Raw genomic sequence first — 15841 nt, 5'->3', positions numbered from 1 at the left:
GGTTTTAAAACTCTATGATTCATTTAATTCTCCAAGTAACGACAAATATCCTCTTTATTAACGAATTGTGTACCATAATACATAACGAAATTATAAATTGTTACTACTTTACTTAACACTACTTACCTTACCCGAGTTTAAGAGGGAACAAGTCCTCCAAGAGATCGTAGGCTAAACCCCGAATAGCCTGACGTTTATACTCCTGGGAAGCACGACCAGGGATCGCTTGATCCACCACACCTGTTAAATGGTCGGCAATTTCCTGGGCTAAGACAGGATTAATCCTCTTCCCCTGTATTTCTCGCTCCAATTCCTCTAAACGAAAGGGCGTGCGCCCTAAAGCTCCTACCGCCCATCTTGAATTTAGAATCCGTTGATTCTCCGCATCAAACTCCAGCAATGCCGCCATATTTAAGCGGGCAATGGAAACCGCAGTACGACTTCCGACTTTCCCAAAGACGCTGAGAATCTGCTCATTTCCCTGAGGTTCCCTCACTGGAAAATCAATCTCTGTTATCAATTCTTTCCCCTGCAAGCCCACATCTCCACCGGCCTGTAACTGGGCAAAGGGTATTCTCCGAAAGCCCTGAGGACCAATAACACTGACCCAAGCCTCAAGAACCAGTAAAGCTGGCAGACTATCTCCAGCAGGTGAGGCATTAGCGATATTTCCACCTAGGGTAGCTCGATTACGAATTTGGGCAGACCCAACCTGAGAAGCTGCTTGACTTAAACATCGAGCCTTCTCCCTAACCAGATCGCTCTCACTAATTTGAGCGAAGGTTGCCCCACTTCCAATCCTTATCCTACCGTCATCTTCCTTAATAAATTTCAGCTCTGGAAGCAAGGAGATATCCATAAGCCATACAGGTTTTACCTGACCGCCCTGCAGCTTAATAACAAGGTCTGTACCACCGCTTATGAACAAGACATCCTCATTGATTCTAGAAATAGTCTCAATTCCCTCGGACACTGTCGAGGGACAAATAAATTGACATTCCTGCAACCTAAAAACTCCTCTCTTGCTTCCCTTCCATTTCTCCACTTGGATGTTCTAACTATTCGATAGCTTGAGCAAATATCCCTTCATTTCATTAAGCTTAAGATTTGTGATTTAAAAGACTGATCTTTACGCAAACTAAGTTTATATCTTTAGGGAGGCGAAAACTATTGGAAGCCATATATCAGGTTACTACACAAAAGTCATTCGATGACGCAGTTTTAGCGGTCCAGACTAATACTCAAGTTAATGGATTTAGAGTTCTCCATACCCATGATGTGCAGGCGACGTTAGCAGAAAAGGACTTTCAACGAGAACCTTTGAAGATCATCGAAGTTTGCAACGCTAAATACGCTCATACAGCTTTGATGATCGATATTACAGTTAGTCTGTTAATGCCCTGTCGTATTAATGTCTATCGCGAAGCAGAAAAAACCGTGATTAGCACGGTTAAACCAAAAGCCTTAGTAACAATGTTCAATAATGAGGATTTAAAAGATTTCGCAAATGATGTAGAAGAAGTCTTATTAAAAATCATCGATGATAGTGTGTAATTTTATAAAGAAAACTTGGCTGGCACCAAGCCGCAGGCGCCGGCGGCCGCCCTAGTTGCCCTTATGCTTAGTAAGTATATAACGCAAGTTTATGCTTTCTGATGGTATTAAAAAGGGATCGGTCGCTTTAAATGCGTCCGATCCCTTTTTCCAGTACCCCTTTACTAGGGTAACTCTATTACCGGCTTATCCTTCGACTGCTTAAACAGCAAGAAGTTGCGACCGATCACTTGAACCAGCTCCGATCCGGTCCGTTCGGCAAGTTCTGCTGCTACGGTTTTCGGCTCCTCCAGGCAGTTTTGCAAAACCCTTCCTTTAATCAGCTCCCGGGCTTGCAAGGTCTCATTGGTTTGAGTGACGACGGTTTCCCCAATTCCACCCTTACCCACCTGCAAAATAGGATCCATTTCATTTCCCATAGCTCTTAAAAAACGCTTTTGTTTACCTGTCAACACAAAAATCTTCCCCCTAATATTCACTACTCATATCTCAAGGCCGCCATTGGTTCTAGTTTGGCCGCTTTTAAGGCCGGATAAAAACCGAAGAAAAGTCCCACTCCGATGGAAAAGGATACGGCAAATATAATCGCCCATCCGGACAAAAGTGGCGGCCAGTTCAAAAGGTAGGAGGCTATCAGCGCACTCCCTACCCCCAAAGCGATCCCCATTATCCCGCCGATTAGAGATAAAACAATAGCTTCTAATAAAAATTGCATTAAGATGTCTCGTTCTTTAGCCCCCACGGCTTTGCGCAGCCCGATTTCTCGTGTGCGTTCTGTCACAGACACGAGCATAATGTTCATAATTCCAATCCCCCCCACTAAAAGGGAGATACCTGCAACTAAACCGATAAAACTTGTTAGAATCCGCATAATCGTATTCGCGGATTGCACTAGTTGCTGTACATTGAAGGCCTCATACTGATTGGTTGTCCCATGACGCACATTCAAAATGCGCTTGGCGCTGTCAATCGTACTAGCCAAATCCGCCTCCCGAAACGTCGCACCTTCTAATTGGTCCACTCGTCGTGACTGAAACACATCCGACCAGGTTCCCCAGGGAACATAAGAATAAGCATTCTGAGGCCCAACATTGAATTGAGCAAAGGCAGATTTATCCTTAGCTAAAACCCCAATGACTCGACAAGGCACACTCTGAATAATAACCTGCTGTCCTAAGGGATTTCCGGCGCCAAATAAGGCATCCCCTAAGGTTTGGTCAATCACCACCACGCGACGGTCTGCAGCAAATTCTTCCTCGGAGAAGAAACGCCCTCTGGCAATATCCCGATTGCGCAGGTCCGCAAACTCCGGGGTAGTTCCTACAACCATAGCAGACGATCGCTTTTGGTTGACCTCTAACGTAGTATACTCGATACTCGCCGGAAGTAATATCTTGATTTGAGGAAGGGCACGTTTCAGACTCTCCCCATCCTGAAGAGTCAAGCGCCCCCCTTCGCCCTGTCCACTACTTCCGGAGGACTTGGCATACATAACAAACAGGTTAACCCCGCTTTTCTCCATTTCCTGCATGATGGCTGCCTTGCCCCCCAGCCCAATGGTAACAACGGCAATCACAGCAGCAATCCCAATAATGATTCCCAGCATGGTCAATCCCGATCTCAGCTTATTGGTCCGCAAGCTAAAAAGTGCCCCTCGCAGTCCTTCTAAGAAGCTCATGAAACCCCACTTCCTGCCTCAGGGGTTACCAGCATCCCTTCCGAAAAATCCGTAGAGGGATCCAATACCACCTTATCTCCAGCCGTTAAACCGGAGGTAATCTCTTGGTGGGTGTCATTTCCTATCCCAATCGTTACTTCTGTTTTTTCAAGCCGGCCTGCTTGGATTTTGTAAACATAATTTTTGTTTCCTTCTTGAAAAAGAGCTTCTTGTGGAACAGCTAAAACGCCTTCCTTTGTCGCTACAACAATTTCAACCGTCACTGTAAAGCCAGGCTTTAGTTCAAGGGGTGCTTTTTCCAAGCGGATTTTCACACCCACTGTTGGGGAAGAGCTTCCTTGAATACTTGGCTTAGATACTGCAGTCGGGGCTATTTCTACAATGGTTCCTTGAACAGACTGTTCACCTAACATCTTACTGGAGATGGTCACCTTTCCGCCTAACCGAATCTTTCCCGCATCAACTTCATTCAGTTGCGCCTCGACATTCATCTCAGACAGATCAGCCACCACCACTAAGGGCAGCTGCACAGAGGTTAGATTTCCTTCTTGAGCATTGACCTCAAGGACAGTTCCAGCCATCCCAGCTTTATGGACTAGCTGTCCCTTCTGCACCTGGGCAACCTTTAGTATTTCCTGAGCCTGCTTTAAAGCCACCTTGCTTTGCGCCAAAGCACCCTCCGCTTGCGCGATAACAGCAGGGGACACCAGGCTTTCCTGGACCGAATTCTTTTGTTCGCTTATAAAATCCGGAAGCAGTGAACTAACCCCGTCTTCCGCATCTGCCCCGTCTGGACCCTTCCCAGCGACGTTAAACGATTCTGTCGCCGACTTCGCAGCACTTTGGGCTTTTTTTAGCTCGTCCAGATTAGCCTGAGCCGTATTAACAACGGCTTGGGCTGCCTCGACACCCACTCTAGCCTGAGCCACTTGGGCATCGGCAAGAGTAGTATCTAAAGCAACCAGAATCTGCCCCACTTGAACAGCATCCCCAACCTTTACTGCCACCTTCTCTACTCGCCCAGGGGTCAAGACACGCACTTCCTGGCGAGACACTGGAACGACACTCCCCGTCGCATAAACATCTTCTTGCATTGATATCGGAGCCACCACTCCAGCTTTGACTTTCAGTGGATCCTGGGGTCTTCCCCAAAACCACCATACACTCAAGGCTAACGCAAGAACAGAGAGCATTGCCCCAATGATCCACCAGAGACGTTTCGTCACATTGTTACCCCCAAACCACCCAAAGATACCCCTAATCTAAGCCTATACCCAATCAAACTTAACTCCTGCAATTTCTACTTGATCCCCTTCTTTAATCCCTGCTTCGCGGAGAGCGTCATCAATCCCCATCATCTTTAAGATGTTCTGGAAACGATAAACACTTGCCTCCCGATCAAAAAAGGTCATCTTAACATGTTTTTCAATTTCGGAACCTTCAACGACAAAGAGCCCCTCGTCTTTGCGAATCTCAAACCTCTTGTCTGTCTCCGCCTTCGTCACTCGATGCTCTGCCGGCAGGCTGACAATCTGCGGTGCTGGGATATCCGGCAAGACTTGGGCAATGTGATAAACCAAGGCTTGTAATCCTTCTCCAGTAGCCGCAGATACCGCAAAGATTTCGTGCTGGTCTTTAACCTCATCTTTCAAGCGCTGTAAATGCTCCTCAGCCCCCGGGATATCCATTTTATTTGCAACAATAATCACCGGACGCTCAGCTAGCGCTGGGCTATAAAGCCTCAGTTCATCCTGAATAATTCGCATATCCTCAAGAGGATCTCGTTCCTCTGAGCCTGAAATATCTAACACATGCAAAATCAAGCGTGTCCGCTCCGTATGGCGTAAAAATTCATGCCCTAATCCAGCCCCCGTGTGGGCACCTTCGATCAGTCCTGGAATATCCGCCATAACAAAGCTTTCCCCATCCTCCATATCCACCACACCTAAATTCGGAACCAACGTGGTAAAATGATAATCGGCAATCTTTGGTTTTGCTGCAGACACCTTTGAAATAATCGTAGATTTCCCTACATTAGGGAACCCAACCAAACCAACGTCAGCCAAGAGCTTCAATTCCAGACGCAGCCAATGTTCCACCCCTGGTTCCCCATTTTCTGCCAACGTAGGGGCTTTATTGGTATTGCTCATAAAACGGGCATTACCCCTGCCCCCTCGTCCACCCGCTGCCACAACCACGCGCTGTCCATGCTCAGTGATATCAGCAATGGTTTCCCCAGTTCCATCATCAAAGACCATGGTTCCAACGGGAATACGCAGAATAGTATCCGTACCACTCCGGCCACTCATATTCTTGGCCTGGCCATGATCCCCTCGTTCCCCTTTATAATGCCGCTTATAGCGAAAGTCCACAAGGGTCCTTAGGCCCTCATCTCCTACAAACACAATATTTCCACCGCGCCCGCCATCTCCGCCGCTGGGACCGCCTTCGGGGACATATTTTTCTCGACGAAAAGCAACAGCACCTGCGCCGCCATCCCCGCCTTTAACATAAATCTTCGCCTGATCATAAAACATACATGATTCTCCTTAACTGCTAGCAGTAGCCCTTTGTTCTTAACTTGCTGCCCTAATTAAACGTGATTATTTTATCCCAGAGGACTGACTCCTCATCAGATAAGATAAACTGACAAGCCAGGCCTCCCGGTTCATCAAACAAATAGACTTCAGCATATAAATCTTTGGAAGTTTTAAACCGCGAAACCACTTCCATACATTCCATAGTGTACCCGTAGAACCCATCTACATATTCTTCCCGCCAATGATCTTTCCAAAAGTCACTCTGTTTCATCTCCTCAGGAAAATCAAGGGTCGCCATAACCCCTTCTTGTCTAAGACGAATCACAAAGCCTAACAAAACAGCTCCTAAGAGAGGTTCTGGAATTTGCCCGATCTTTTGCTCTTCAAGTGACTCAGAATTTGTCTCCCGCATATACCGCAGGGCTTCCTCAGGCCGGTTTAGCTGTAAATTTCCCATAATCACCTGCCAGTGATTCATATAATCATGTCTTTGCAAGCGATACCAGTGTAACAATTCTGATAAAAGAACCCGATTTATGTCTGACATAAATATACCCTCTCATCCATCACAGTTATTGTCGCAAGAACTACGAATAGATATGTATTAGCATTTCCTATCAGCAAAAAACTAGGCTAGTAGAAAGCCATAGTTGCGGGCCAAAACCCGAAATAGAAGTCAACGCCGAAATAGAAGTTTAAGAAGCATGGAATGTCATTGCTGTGACAGCAATTCAAGCACTATGTCATCCTGGACGCAGTGAAGTATCTTGACCCTCTACTGTTTTTTCATTCATCCGTGGTGTAGCCTAAGCTGCTTGGAAGTCTGATATTACACGAAAAACCCCTGGGGTAAACCCAGGGGTAATTAAGAAACAGCTTATTGGGCGATAGCCACCGGTGTTTTTGGGCGCTCAGCATAAACACTTACTTGTTTATGTGTCCGATCCTTATGCTCAAATTTAACATAACCGTCAATCAGAGCAAATAAGGTGTCATCTTTACCCAAACCACAGTTTTTAGCGGGATGAAACTTCGTACCGCGTTGTCGTACGATAATCGTACCAGCAGTAACGAATTGGCCATCACCACGTTTTAAACCAAGACGTTGAGCGTTACTGTCCCGGCCGTTACGTGAGCTACCTACCCCTTTTTTATGGGCGAATAATTGCAGATTCATTTTTAGCATGGAGTCCACCTCCTTCGATCAATTAGTATATAGTTTTGGCCGTAAGCCGTTTGTATCTTTTCAATACCTAATATCATTGTCTGCAAAATCCACTGAGCCTTCTCCAAGTCTTGCGCAGAAACCTCTACAAGCCGGCAAGTGATGTGTCCATCCGCCTCCTGCACCGTAGGGGCAACCGTCAAGAAATGCTCTAACCCATTGACAGCCGCAATACTCAGTGCGGAAACACCCGCACAAACAATGTCCCGACCCCTTTTTGCAAACCCGGCATGTCCAGACAACTCGAATTCACGCACTTGCCCTTGATCATCCGCCCATATAATGAAGCGGATTCCGTCTTGACGCTTACGCTTGGAGTGCCTCGACGAGAACTTTTGTGTAAGGTTGACGATGTCCTTGTTTGCGTCGATAATTCTTCTTGGATTTGTATTTGAAGACAATAATCTTCTCCCCTTTACCGTGCTCCACGACTTTCAGCACTGCTGTAGCACCTGCCACAACTGGGGTTCCAATTTTTACAGAACCGTCCTTTTCAACGAGGAGAACTTGATCAATCGTTACTGCATCTCCTACATTAGCATCCAATTTCTCAACGTAAATCTCGTCGCCTTCTTGAACGCGGAACTGTTTACCACCGGTTTCAATCACTGCGTACATTATTATTACACCTCCCATGCCCTAGACTCGCCATTGCAGGTCGGTTCTTAAAGAAAAAACCGGTTAATACCTGATTCGAGCGGTTGCGGTGAGAAGTCACCACATTTAAGTATTTTAGCATTTATCCACTTCATTTGTCAACTTAAGAAAAATGCTACGCATCTTTTTACTATATATGTCTTTGTTATGAAAGAAACTTAAGCACTGTGTCATCCTGAAGGAGGGACGACTGAAGGATCTAGATCCTTCGCTAACGCTCAGGATGACAAAATAATCTTTTGTTTATCGTGATGTGGGTAACGCATGGGAATTCTGAGGCATAGCCGAAGAATCTTGACTTCTACTGCTGAGGGTAAACCACACCTTAGTTGAACAACTTACTTAGATAATATCAAAGCTAAAAAGAAATAGTTATAATCAGATAATTCTTCAAATAACCATAAATTTTAAACTATAAACGTTTCATCTTTTAAAACTTTGTACGTTTTTATGTCAACATAGGATAATCAAACACGAAACTTTGCTAATTATGTAAGTAAATATTTATGCTCTAAGAAGGAGTTCTTGAATAGTAACAGAATTACTATATTACCTTAAAATGTATATTAACTTAAAATGTAAGGAGTGATGCACCATGCCATGGAAGCAATATAAAAATTCTATGTTTCACATCCCCTCACATGAGGAAATTATCATTATCGCAGCCTCAACCGTAATCTGCTTACTTATTGTTGCGTATTTTATTTTTACTTCCTAATTAGTATTATTACTAAGATTAACTTAGATTGTCATCCTTTATATTAATTCTTATCTTAGACGAATTAATATCTTTTTTAACAAATAAAATAAGATAACGACTATCCTATAGATTGCAAAGGCAACTAAGAATCCCCATAGGCCTTCTACGATATCTTGAAATTCCATATTGCCGCGCCCTGTTACTTTTTGCCCAATCTCTATAGCGAAAACAAAAACAACTAATACTGTAAACGTATAGATAAAAGAAATCGCCGTAAGGCTATACCGAACCAAACGCTTAAAGAGCTCATGAACAAAGATAAATAGAAGAATTCCAATAGCCCCTATCACCAAGAAATGAAGCTGTTTATCGTTCAACTTAAGACCCATCAGCTTTGATAACAGAATTAAGTGATCGTGAAAATAGTTAATAATTCCGGTTATGAATTTCAATGCACTATTCAAATTACTTCCCTCCAAGAGCCTTTTATTCCTTCGCTTGAATGAACAAATCTGTCGCAAATGAAACTTTATGCATAAATCCAGCCACAAACACGAGCCTAACAAGGGCTTATTTTTGTTTACCCTAAGAATCCCCCGCTCTTCAAGTAGGAGCGAGTTCCCTCATTATACCATTTAGTGGGTATCAGGTCACTTTAGGACTTATGTCACTTTTTCAAAGAAAAAGAAGGATTTTAGGTAATAATTCGAGAAAGTACTTCAAAAAGGAGGGTGTTTACTTGACAACTAAGAAGATGAAATTGTTCTCAGCGTTTCCGGGCTTTCTAGCTTTTTTCCTTATGACCTTTATAATGTTGACTTACGCGCCTGCTACCAGCGCTTCTACATCGACTAACCGACTTGCTGGCTATGACCATTATAAAACTGCTGTTGCTATAAGCCAAAGCGGCTGGCCTGATGGAGCAGATACAGCAATCCTAGCCCTCGGGGAGGACTTTCCGGATGCCTTAAGTGCAGGACCTTTAGCCAAGAAATACAACGCCCCTATTTTACTGACGAATTCTTATGCTTTAAATAATGATACTGCGACTGAATTGAAGCGACTCAAGGTTAAAAAAGTTTATATAGTAGGTGGAACCGCTGTTGTCTCTAGCGGTGTTGAACGACAACTTTCCTTAATGAGTATTACCACAGAGCGCCTAGCTGGAGAAGATCGTTATGATACAGCGATGCAAGTGGCCCAAGAAATCGGTGTCACACAAGGGGTTTTCGTAACAAACGGTTTAACCTTTGCAGACGCTTTGTCCATAGGCCCCATTGCAGCAGCATTAGAGATGCCCATCCTACTAGTCCCTCCAGATAAACTTACTCCAGCATTAACAAACTTCCTAAGTGAGAATGAAATTCCCACTTCTTATATTGTCAATGGTTCAGAATTAAGTTACAACGTAGTTAATCAATTTCCGAATTCCGAGGTCATTTACGGATATGATCCCTATGAAAGAAATATTAACCTCATTAACCGATTTGCGGCTAGTCTAGAGCTTGACAACATCTATCTCGCTACTGGGCAACGGTTCCCCGACGCTCTAGCAGCCTCTGCCTTAGTCCAAAAAGGGAAAAATGCCCTTATCTTACTTCAAGGGGACACGATCCCTTATCCAGTAACTTCCTTTATGCGGTCAAAACACATTTCTAAACTCACCATTTTAGGCGGTACAGCTGTTATCAGTGACACGACAAAACTAAAGCTTGCGTCCTTACCTCCTGAGATTGACTCCGTTGCAAACGTCACGGACAGCGTCCAGGAATCGGAAAACTATGATCCCCCTAAAACAGTTACAGCAACCCTAACCAACGGCTTAACCGAAGAGGTACCCGTTACTTGGACCCTTTCCTCCGTACGTACACTGCGGTCTGGAACCTACAAATTTGAAGGGACCATCGACAACTATAGAGGACGTGTTTATCTCAACTTAACGGTCCACCCTAAAATATCTAAAATCAACACCATTTCCGCAGAAATCATTCTGGGTGATTCCTATAGTTTTCCCGATACGGTGGATGCGACCATGAGCGATGGCAGCACAGAGACGCTTCCAGTGACTTGGACCAGTAAAATTGTCCCTCTTAATAAGGTAGGCACTTACACCTTTCAGGGGACAATTGATGGCCTAACTCAAAAGGTCAGTCTATCTCTTAAAGTATCCGAGGATGCAAAAATCAATTTTACCGATCCGGGCCTAAGATCTGCAGTTGAGGATAAAGTAAATAAGGATTGGGACGAAACCATTTACAAGAGTGATGTGATCGATATCACCACCTTAAATGCGCGCAGTGAAGGAATCACTGATTTATCCGGTTTGGAATACTTTACGAACTTAAGGACTCTTGATCTTGGCAATAATTCCCTGGAAAAACTGACTCCATTAACCAAACTTACGAATCTCCAGACGTTGAAATTATCCAACAATGAACTTAAGGATATCAATGCCTTGAAAGGTTTAACCTCCCTTACCTATCTTGACATATCCGACAATTATATTAAGGATTTTACACCCTTAAAATATTTGACAAAATTAACAACCCTCTACTTGGAAGACAACGAACCTTTTGACTACATTGAAGATTATACCCCTGATTACAGCCCTGTTCGTTTATATTATAAAAACCTGGACCGCAAGGATTTCAGTTTATAAACGTTTAGGATTAGTGAGATATGCTCTATGCGACTGAAAATCCCTGGAAGCGAGTGCTTAAAGCCTTCGACTTCTAGGGATTTTTGCTTTATTGAGCTTTTACATCAATATTAAAAATCTTATTTAAATTAAAAATAAGTATCCAGTATTCACTAACATCAGCTTATTCATTACTTAGATACTTTATGGTACAATATCCTAGCCCATAGCAAAAATAATTTTAGCATAAAGAAAAGGGAGGAAAAGGGCTTGGAATCATTAATTGCAATTATCATTTACATGGCCGGAATGTTGGGGATCGGTTACTACTCCTATAAACGCACCACTGACCTGTCGGATTACATGCTAGGGGGTCGAAATCTCGGCCCTGCTGTTACGGCCTTAAGTGCAGGGGCCTCTGATATGAGCGGTTGGCTTATGCTGGGACTACCCGGCGCCATGTTTGCCCAAGGAATAAGTGCTTCTTGGATCGTCATTGGTCTTACCCTGGGAGCTTACTTAAATTGGCTTTATGTTGCCCCCCGTCTGCGCTCGTACACAGAGCTCGCCAACAATTCTATTACAATCCCTGCATTTTTAGGGAACCGATTTGAAGACAAATCTAGAACCTTGCGTCTCGTATCCGGACTTGTCATTATTATCTTTTTTACCTTCTATGTGTCGTCAGGCCTCGTCTCAGGCGCCGTTTTGTTTCAGAACTCCTTTAACGTCGATTATCATACCGGACTATGGATTGTCGGTGGAGTCGTAGTGGCATATACCCTCTTCGGGGGCTTTTTAGCCGTGAGCATCACGGATTTCGTCCAAGGGTTGATCATGGTCCTGGCTTTGGTTATGGTACCCCTTGTGACTATCCAAGCCTCTGGAGGACTAGGCACTTCTTTTAATACCATTCAAAGTATTAACCCCGCCTACCTCGACTTCTTCAAAGGAACCACTCTGCTAGGGATTATCTCCCTTTTTGGCTGGGGATTAGGTTATTTTGGTCAGCCTCACATCATCATCCGTTTCATGGCCATCTCTTCCATTAAAGAAGTTGCCAAAGCTCGCCGAATCGGCATGAGTTGGATGGTTTTTTCAGTAGTTGGAGCAATGTTTACCGGATTAGTAGGAATCGCCTACTTTGCAAACAAGGGCATCACCCTTACGGACCCTGAAACTGTTTTCCTCGAACTAGGCAAAGTACTCTTTCATCCCATCGTAACCGGTCTTCTCCTGGCAGCTATCTTAGCTGCCATCATGAGCACCATCTCTTCCCAGCTCCTTGTAACCTCTAGTTCATTAACGGAAGATCTTTATAGCCTGTTTCGCCGCCGGGCAACGGATAAAGAGCTCGTCCTGGTGGGTCGTCTCTGCGTGCTCATCGTAGCGGTAGTCGCAATCCTAATTGCTTATCAGCGTAATGATACAATTCTGAGCTTAGTCGGTTACGCCTGGGCAGGTTTTGGCTCAGCCTTTGGCCCGGTTATTCTCTTAAGCCTCTATTGGAAGCGTATGAACAAATGGGGGGCCTTAGCCGGCATGATTGCCGGTTCCAGCACGGTAATACTATGGACCCGCTTCCCCTTCCTGAAAAATAACTTGTATGAACTGGTACCGGGGTTTTTCGTATGCCTGATAGCCATCGTCGCTGTAAGCTTGCTCACAACCAAACCCTCGGATAAAATGCAAGCCGAATTCGAACAGTGTCAGCTGAATACGAATCAACTCTAAATAGGCCAACTCTCGTAAGATCGTTGGCACTCCAACTTGAGATAGTGGAAGTTTAAAGATTAAATTAAAGAGATAAACACCTAGGGAGGGTCTTGGTTCCATTTAGAAGAACTAAGACCCTCCCTGGTGTCTTCTTTGTGCCCTTCCTCGTTTCAAGGGCCTACTTACCTAACCATTCATTGACTTTATCTCGATTGTTATTAATCCATTTTTCAGCCAACTTATCAACTTTTTCTCCTTTACCCATCTCGACCATCATGGATTCAATCTCATCTATACTAATTTGAAAGTTGCTGAGAAACTTGTATAGATCAGGAGCTTTTTCTTTTAATCCCGGGTTTACTCCGTTTCTTGCATCATCAACCGACCAGATGTTTTTAGGGTCCTTGAGTATTTTTATGTCAAAATCCTGAAACATAGTATGCGGCCGCCAAGCCAGGAAAACAATCGGATCTTTAGATTGAATAGCCTTTTTAACGGTTGCCAACATTGCAGGTGTACTACCTTCAACCAGTGTGTAATCAAGTCCATACTCTTTGATTACTTTCCTTGAAACTTCCATCATTCCCGCGCCTGGCTCAGCTCCAATAATTTTTGCACCAAACAATTGACTTTTTCCTTTTAATTCATCAATGCTATTTATATCGACGTAAGTCGGAACAGCCCATCCAGTTGGAGCATTTTTATATAATGTACCAACTAATTCTATTTGTCCCTTGTATTGTTCCATGTAGCTGGAATGAACCGTTGGCAGCCAAACATCAGGATATATATCTATATCTCCTCTTGAAAGACCGAGGAATATAATCCCAACATCCCCTTCTTTAATTTCTGTTGAATATCCCAATTCCTCTGCTACCCTTTTGATAATATTGACGGGAATCCATTCATGTTCGAAAGGAACTTGACCAATCTTAATCGTTTCCTTACCAGCTTTCCCTGCGTCTTTATCTCCCGGTGCACATCCTCCAACAATTACTACAAATAACATAAGCAAACAAACCGTTATACATTTAATTTTCCGAAGCATTAGCTTTCCTCCTTGTCAATTTATAGTTTAGCTCTCTCTGGGTTTACCTAAAGCTTCAGTAATTCGATCTAGAATAATTGCCAAAACAACAATTCCTAAACCGCCTACCAGGCCCATTCCAACATTTACCCTGGATATTCCTGTTAAAACAACCGAACCAAGTCCCGGAGCTCCAATCATAGATGCTATGACCGCCATAGAAAGTGCCAGTAAAATTGTCTGGTTTACACCTGCCATTATTGTCGGAAGGGCGAGTGGAAATTGGACTTTGGCCAGCATTTGCCAAGATGTAGAACCAAAAGCTCTTGCCGCTTCAATGACATCCTCTGGGACCTGCTTAATTCCTAAATGGGTTAATCTTACAGCGGGAGGTGCAGCGAAAACAAAGGTCGCAATAACAGCTGAAACTCCCCCAATTCCAAATAAAAGAATCGTCGGAATCAAATAGACAAAGCTCGGAAGAGTTTGCATAAAATCCAAGATTGGTCGAAGGATTCTCCCTACCATCTCTGATTTCCCACTCCAAATACCGAGCGGAACCCCGACTATGATGGAAAAAAATGTAGCCACGGATACTATAGCTAAGGTTCGCATCGCATCTTCCCAAAGATCAACGGATCCAATAAATAGTAGACCGATGATCGTAAACAAAGCCATCCCTTTGCCTACTGTGCGCCAAGCTATTAGGACAAAAACAAGAGCAATGATTTCTGGAGGAGTCCAGATTAGAAAGGCTTCAATGCCTCCTAAAAAGGCGGATATATAGTCACTAATTATACCAAAAAAGCCTCCCAAAACAGGCAAAAGCCAATTGTTAACAAAACGATTAGTCCATTCTTCTAATGGAAAATAAAAATAATTCATACGGACTACTCCTCCTATTTCCCTAATGCCAGACCCGAAAGGATCGATACTCTCACGATGATTCCGACAAGTTTTTCCCCTTCCACGACGGCAATCGGATATTTTGTATCTATAGCAATCCCAATCAATTCATGCAGAGGTGTATCGGGAGAGGTAACTGGAAAATCCTGAACCAATATCTCTTCTACCCAACCGCCTTCCTTGAGAGCCTCTATGGCAGCATCAATTGTTAATAACCCTTTTAACTTATGTTGTTTGTCTACAACGAAAATACTTGAAATTCCTTTTTCATCCATTCTACGAATTGCCCTACTTGCTCCTTCTTTCCAAATAGCCACAATATCCGGCTTTTTCATAACCTGTGATGCAATTAAAACCTTTGATCGATCGACATCTTGTACGAAGGTTGATACATAGTCATTCTCTGGTGTAGTTAGTATTTCTTCTGGAGTTCCAATTTGTACGATTCGGCCATCCTTCATGATAGCAATCCGGTCTCCTAATTTTAGAGCTTCATCTAAATCATGGGTAATAAATAGAATAGTCTTTTTCAATGATTCCTGTAGCGTCAACAACTCATCCTGCATGTCTTTACGAATCAAGGGATCCAAAGCACTAAATGCTTCATCCATAAGTAAAATATCCGTATCATTTGCTAACGCTCTCGCCAAGCCTACCCGCTGTTGCATACCACCACTTAATTGATTAGGCCTTTGATCCTCGTATCCTTTCAAACCAACCGTTGCAAGGGTTTCCAGAGCTTTTTTAGCCCTTTCTTCTTTTGGGACACCCTGAATTTCTAAGCCATATTCAACATTATCTAATATCGTTCGATGAGGAAGTAAGGCAAACTTCTGAAAAACCATACCAAGTTTTTTTCTGCGAATTTCTATTAATTCGTTGGTATTCATTTTTACAATATTTTGACCATCAATTAATATCTCTCCTGAAGTGGGCTCAATCAGACGGTTAATCAACCTAATGAGAGTCGACTTTCCGCTTCCCGAAAGCCCCATAATGACAAAAATCTCCCCTTCATTAACATCAAATGATGCCCGATTTACCCCAACCGTCATACCTGTATCTTCAAGAATTTGGTTCTTACTTTCACCCTTTTCAAGACGTTTTAAAGCTTCTTGAGGATTATCACCAAATAGTTTGCTAACTTCCTTAACCAGGATTTTACTCATACAGATGCTCCTTAACTAAACTAGTTTACTT

16 protein-coding genes and 1 other annotated feature are annotated in these 15841 nt (G+C 43.5%); of the genes, 3 read left to right on the top strand and 13 right to left on the bottom strand.

What is annotated here, in order from left to right:
* Positions 1–127 precede the first annotated feature (127 nt).
* Positions 128–1006 carry an FAD binding domain-containing protein gene (locus tag HGJ98_RS03510; protein WP_291349652.1) on the bottom strand — a complete coding sequence of 293 codons (879 nt, stop codon included), beginning with the start codon at positions 1004–1006 and terminating at the stop codon, positions 128–130.
* Between the two features lie 164 nt (positions 1007–1170).
* Here HGJ98_RS03510 and HGJ98_RS03505 point away from each other — a divergent pair, with 164 nt between their 5' ends.
* Positions 1171–1554 (top strand): DUF302 domain-containing protein, encoded by a 384-nt coding sequence (locus HGJ98_RS03505; protein WP_291349651.1) that lies wholly within the window; start codon positions 1171–1173, stop codon positions 1552–1554.
* Between the two features lie 164 nt (positions 1555–1718).
* On the opposite strand, the gene yhbY is transcribed toward HGJ98_RS03505, so the two are convergent.
* From yhbY to HGJ98_RS03460, 9 genes are all read right to left on the bottom strand, one after another.
* A complete protein-coding gene (gene yhbY / locus HGJ98_RS03500) occupies positions 1719–2009 on the bottom strand; it encodes a ribosome assembly RNA-binding protein YhbY (protein WP_291349650.1) in 291 nt (96 codons plus the stop codon).
* Between the two features lie 23 nt (positions 2010–2032).
* Complete coding sequence (locus HGJ98_RS03495) at positions 2033–3232, bottom strand: ABC transporter permease (protein ID WP_291349649.1); 1200 nt, start codon at positions 3230–3232, stop codon at positions 2033–2035.
* Positions 3229–4458 carry an efflux RND transporter periplasmic adaptor subunit gene (locus tag HGJ98_RS03490; protein ID WP_291349648.1) on the bottom strand — a complete coding sequence of 410 codons (1230 nt, stop codon included), beginning with the start codon at positions 4456–4458 and terminating at the stop codon, positions 3229–3231. The genes HGJ98_RS03495 and HGJ98_RS03490 overlap by 4 nt, the downstream gene beginning before the upstream one ends.
* A 42-nt stretch (positions 4459–4500) precedes the next feature.
* On the bottom strand, positions 4501–5769 hold the full coding sequence (obgE, locus tag HGJ98_RS03485) for a GTPase ObgE (protein ID WP_291349647.1): 1269 nt from the start codon (positions 5767–5769) through the stop codon (positions 4501–4503).
* Between the two features lie 52 nt (positions 5770–5821).
* A complete protein-coding gene (locus HGJ98_RS03480) occupies positions 5822–6319 on the bottom strand; it encodes a Spo0B domain-containing protein (RefSeq protein ID WP_291349646.1) in 498 nt (165 codons plus the stop codon).
* A 330-nt stretch (positions 6320–6649) separates the two neighbouring features.
* Entirely contained in the window at positions 6650–6958 is a 309-nt protein-coding gene (gene rpmA / locus HGJ98_RS03475) for a 50S ribosomal protein L27 (RefSeq protein WP_007786854.1), read from the bottom strand.
* Entirely contained in the window at positions 6952–7290 is a 339-nt protein-coding gene (locus HGJ98_RS03470; protein ID WP_291349751.1) for a ribosomal-processing cysteine protease Prp, read from the bottom strand. Before HGJ98_RS03470 ends, rpmA begins: the two co-directional genes overlap by 7 nt.
* A gap of 13 nt (positions 7291–7303) precedes the next feature.
* Positions 7304–7615 carry a 50S ribosomal protein L21 gene (rplU, locus tag HGJ98_RS03465; protein ID WP_291349645.1) on the bottom strand — a complete coding sequence of 104 codons (312 nt, stop codon included), beginning with the start codon at positions 7613–7615 and terminating at the stop codon, positions 7304–7306.
* Between the two features lie 13 nt (positions 7616–7628).
* Positions 7629–7710 (bottom strand) — a sequence feature (ribosomal protein L21 leader region).
* Between the two features lie 712 nt (positions 7711–8422).
* Entirely contained in the window at positions 8423–8818 is a 396-nt protein-coding gene (locus tag HGJ98_RS03460) for a hypothetical protein (RefSeq protein ID WP_291349644.1), read from the bottom strand.
* Positions 8819–9093: 275 nt separating this feature from the next.
* Between HGJ98_RS03460 and HGJ98_RS03455 the strand changes: the two genes are divergently transcribed.
* Together HGJ98_RS03455 and putP are read left to right on the top strand one after the other, a co-directional pair.
* Positions 9094–11013: a cell wall-binding repeat-containing protein gene (locus tag HGJ98_RS03455; protein ID WP_291349643.1), complete on the top strand. Its 1920-nt coding sequence runs from the start codon at positions 9094–9096 to the stop codon at positions 11011–11013.
* Between the two features lie 249 nt (positions 11014–11262).
* Positions 11263–12726, top strand: a complete 1464-nt coding sequence (gene putP / locus HGJ98_RS03450) for a sodium/proline symporter PutP (RefSeq protein ID WP_291349642.1) — start codon at positions 11263–11265, stop codon at positions 12724–12726.
* Between the two features lie 160 nt (positions 12727–12886).
* On the opposite strand, the gene HGJ98_RS03445 is transcribed toward putP, so the two are convergent.
* Genes HGJ98_RS03445 through HGJ98_RS03435 form a run of 3 tightly spaced genes read right to left on the bottom strand, consistent with a single transcriptional unit; the run spans position 12887 to position 15810 of the window.
* A complete protein-coding gene (locus HGJ98_RS03445) occupies positions 12887–13756 on the bottom strand; it encodes a glycine betaine ABC transporter substrate-binding protein (protein ID WP_291349641.1) in 870 nt (289 codons plus the stop codon).
* 27 nt (positions 13757–13783) lie between these two features.
* Positions 13784–14620, bottom strand: coding sequence for a proline/glycine betaine ABC transporter permease (locus tag HGJ98_RS03440; RefSeq protein WP_291349640.1), 837 nt, complete (start codon positions 14618–14620; stop codon positions 13784–13786).
* Between the two features lie 14 nt (positions 14621–14634).
* On the bottom strand, positions 14635–15810 hold the full coding sequence (locus HGJ98_RS03435) for a glycine betaine/L-proline ABC transporter ATP-binding protein (protein WP_291349639.1): 1176 nt from the start codon (positions 15808–15810) through the stop codon (positions 14635–14637).
* Positions 15811–15841: the final 31 nt, after the last annotated feature.

The organism is Desulfosporosinus sp., from assembly GCF_014237355.1.
In the GTDB taxonomy this organism is placed as follows: Bacteria; Bacillota; Desulfitobacteriia; order Desulfitobacteriales; family Desulfitobacteriaceae; genus Desulfosporosinus.
Note: the sequence above shows the minus strand (reverse complement) of the source record. Positions and strands in the feature narration are given on the sequence as shown.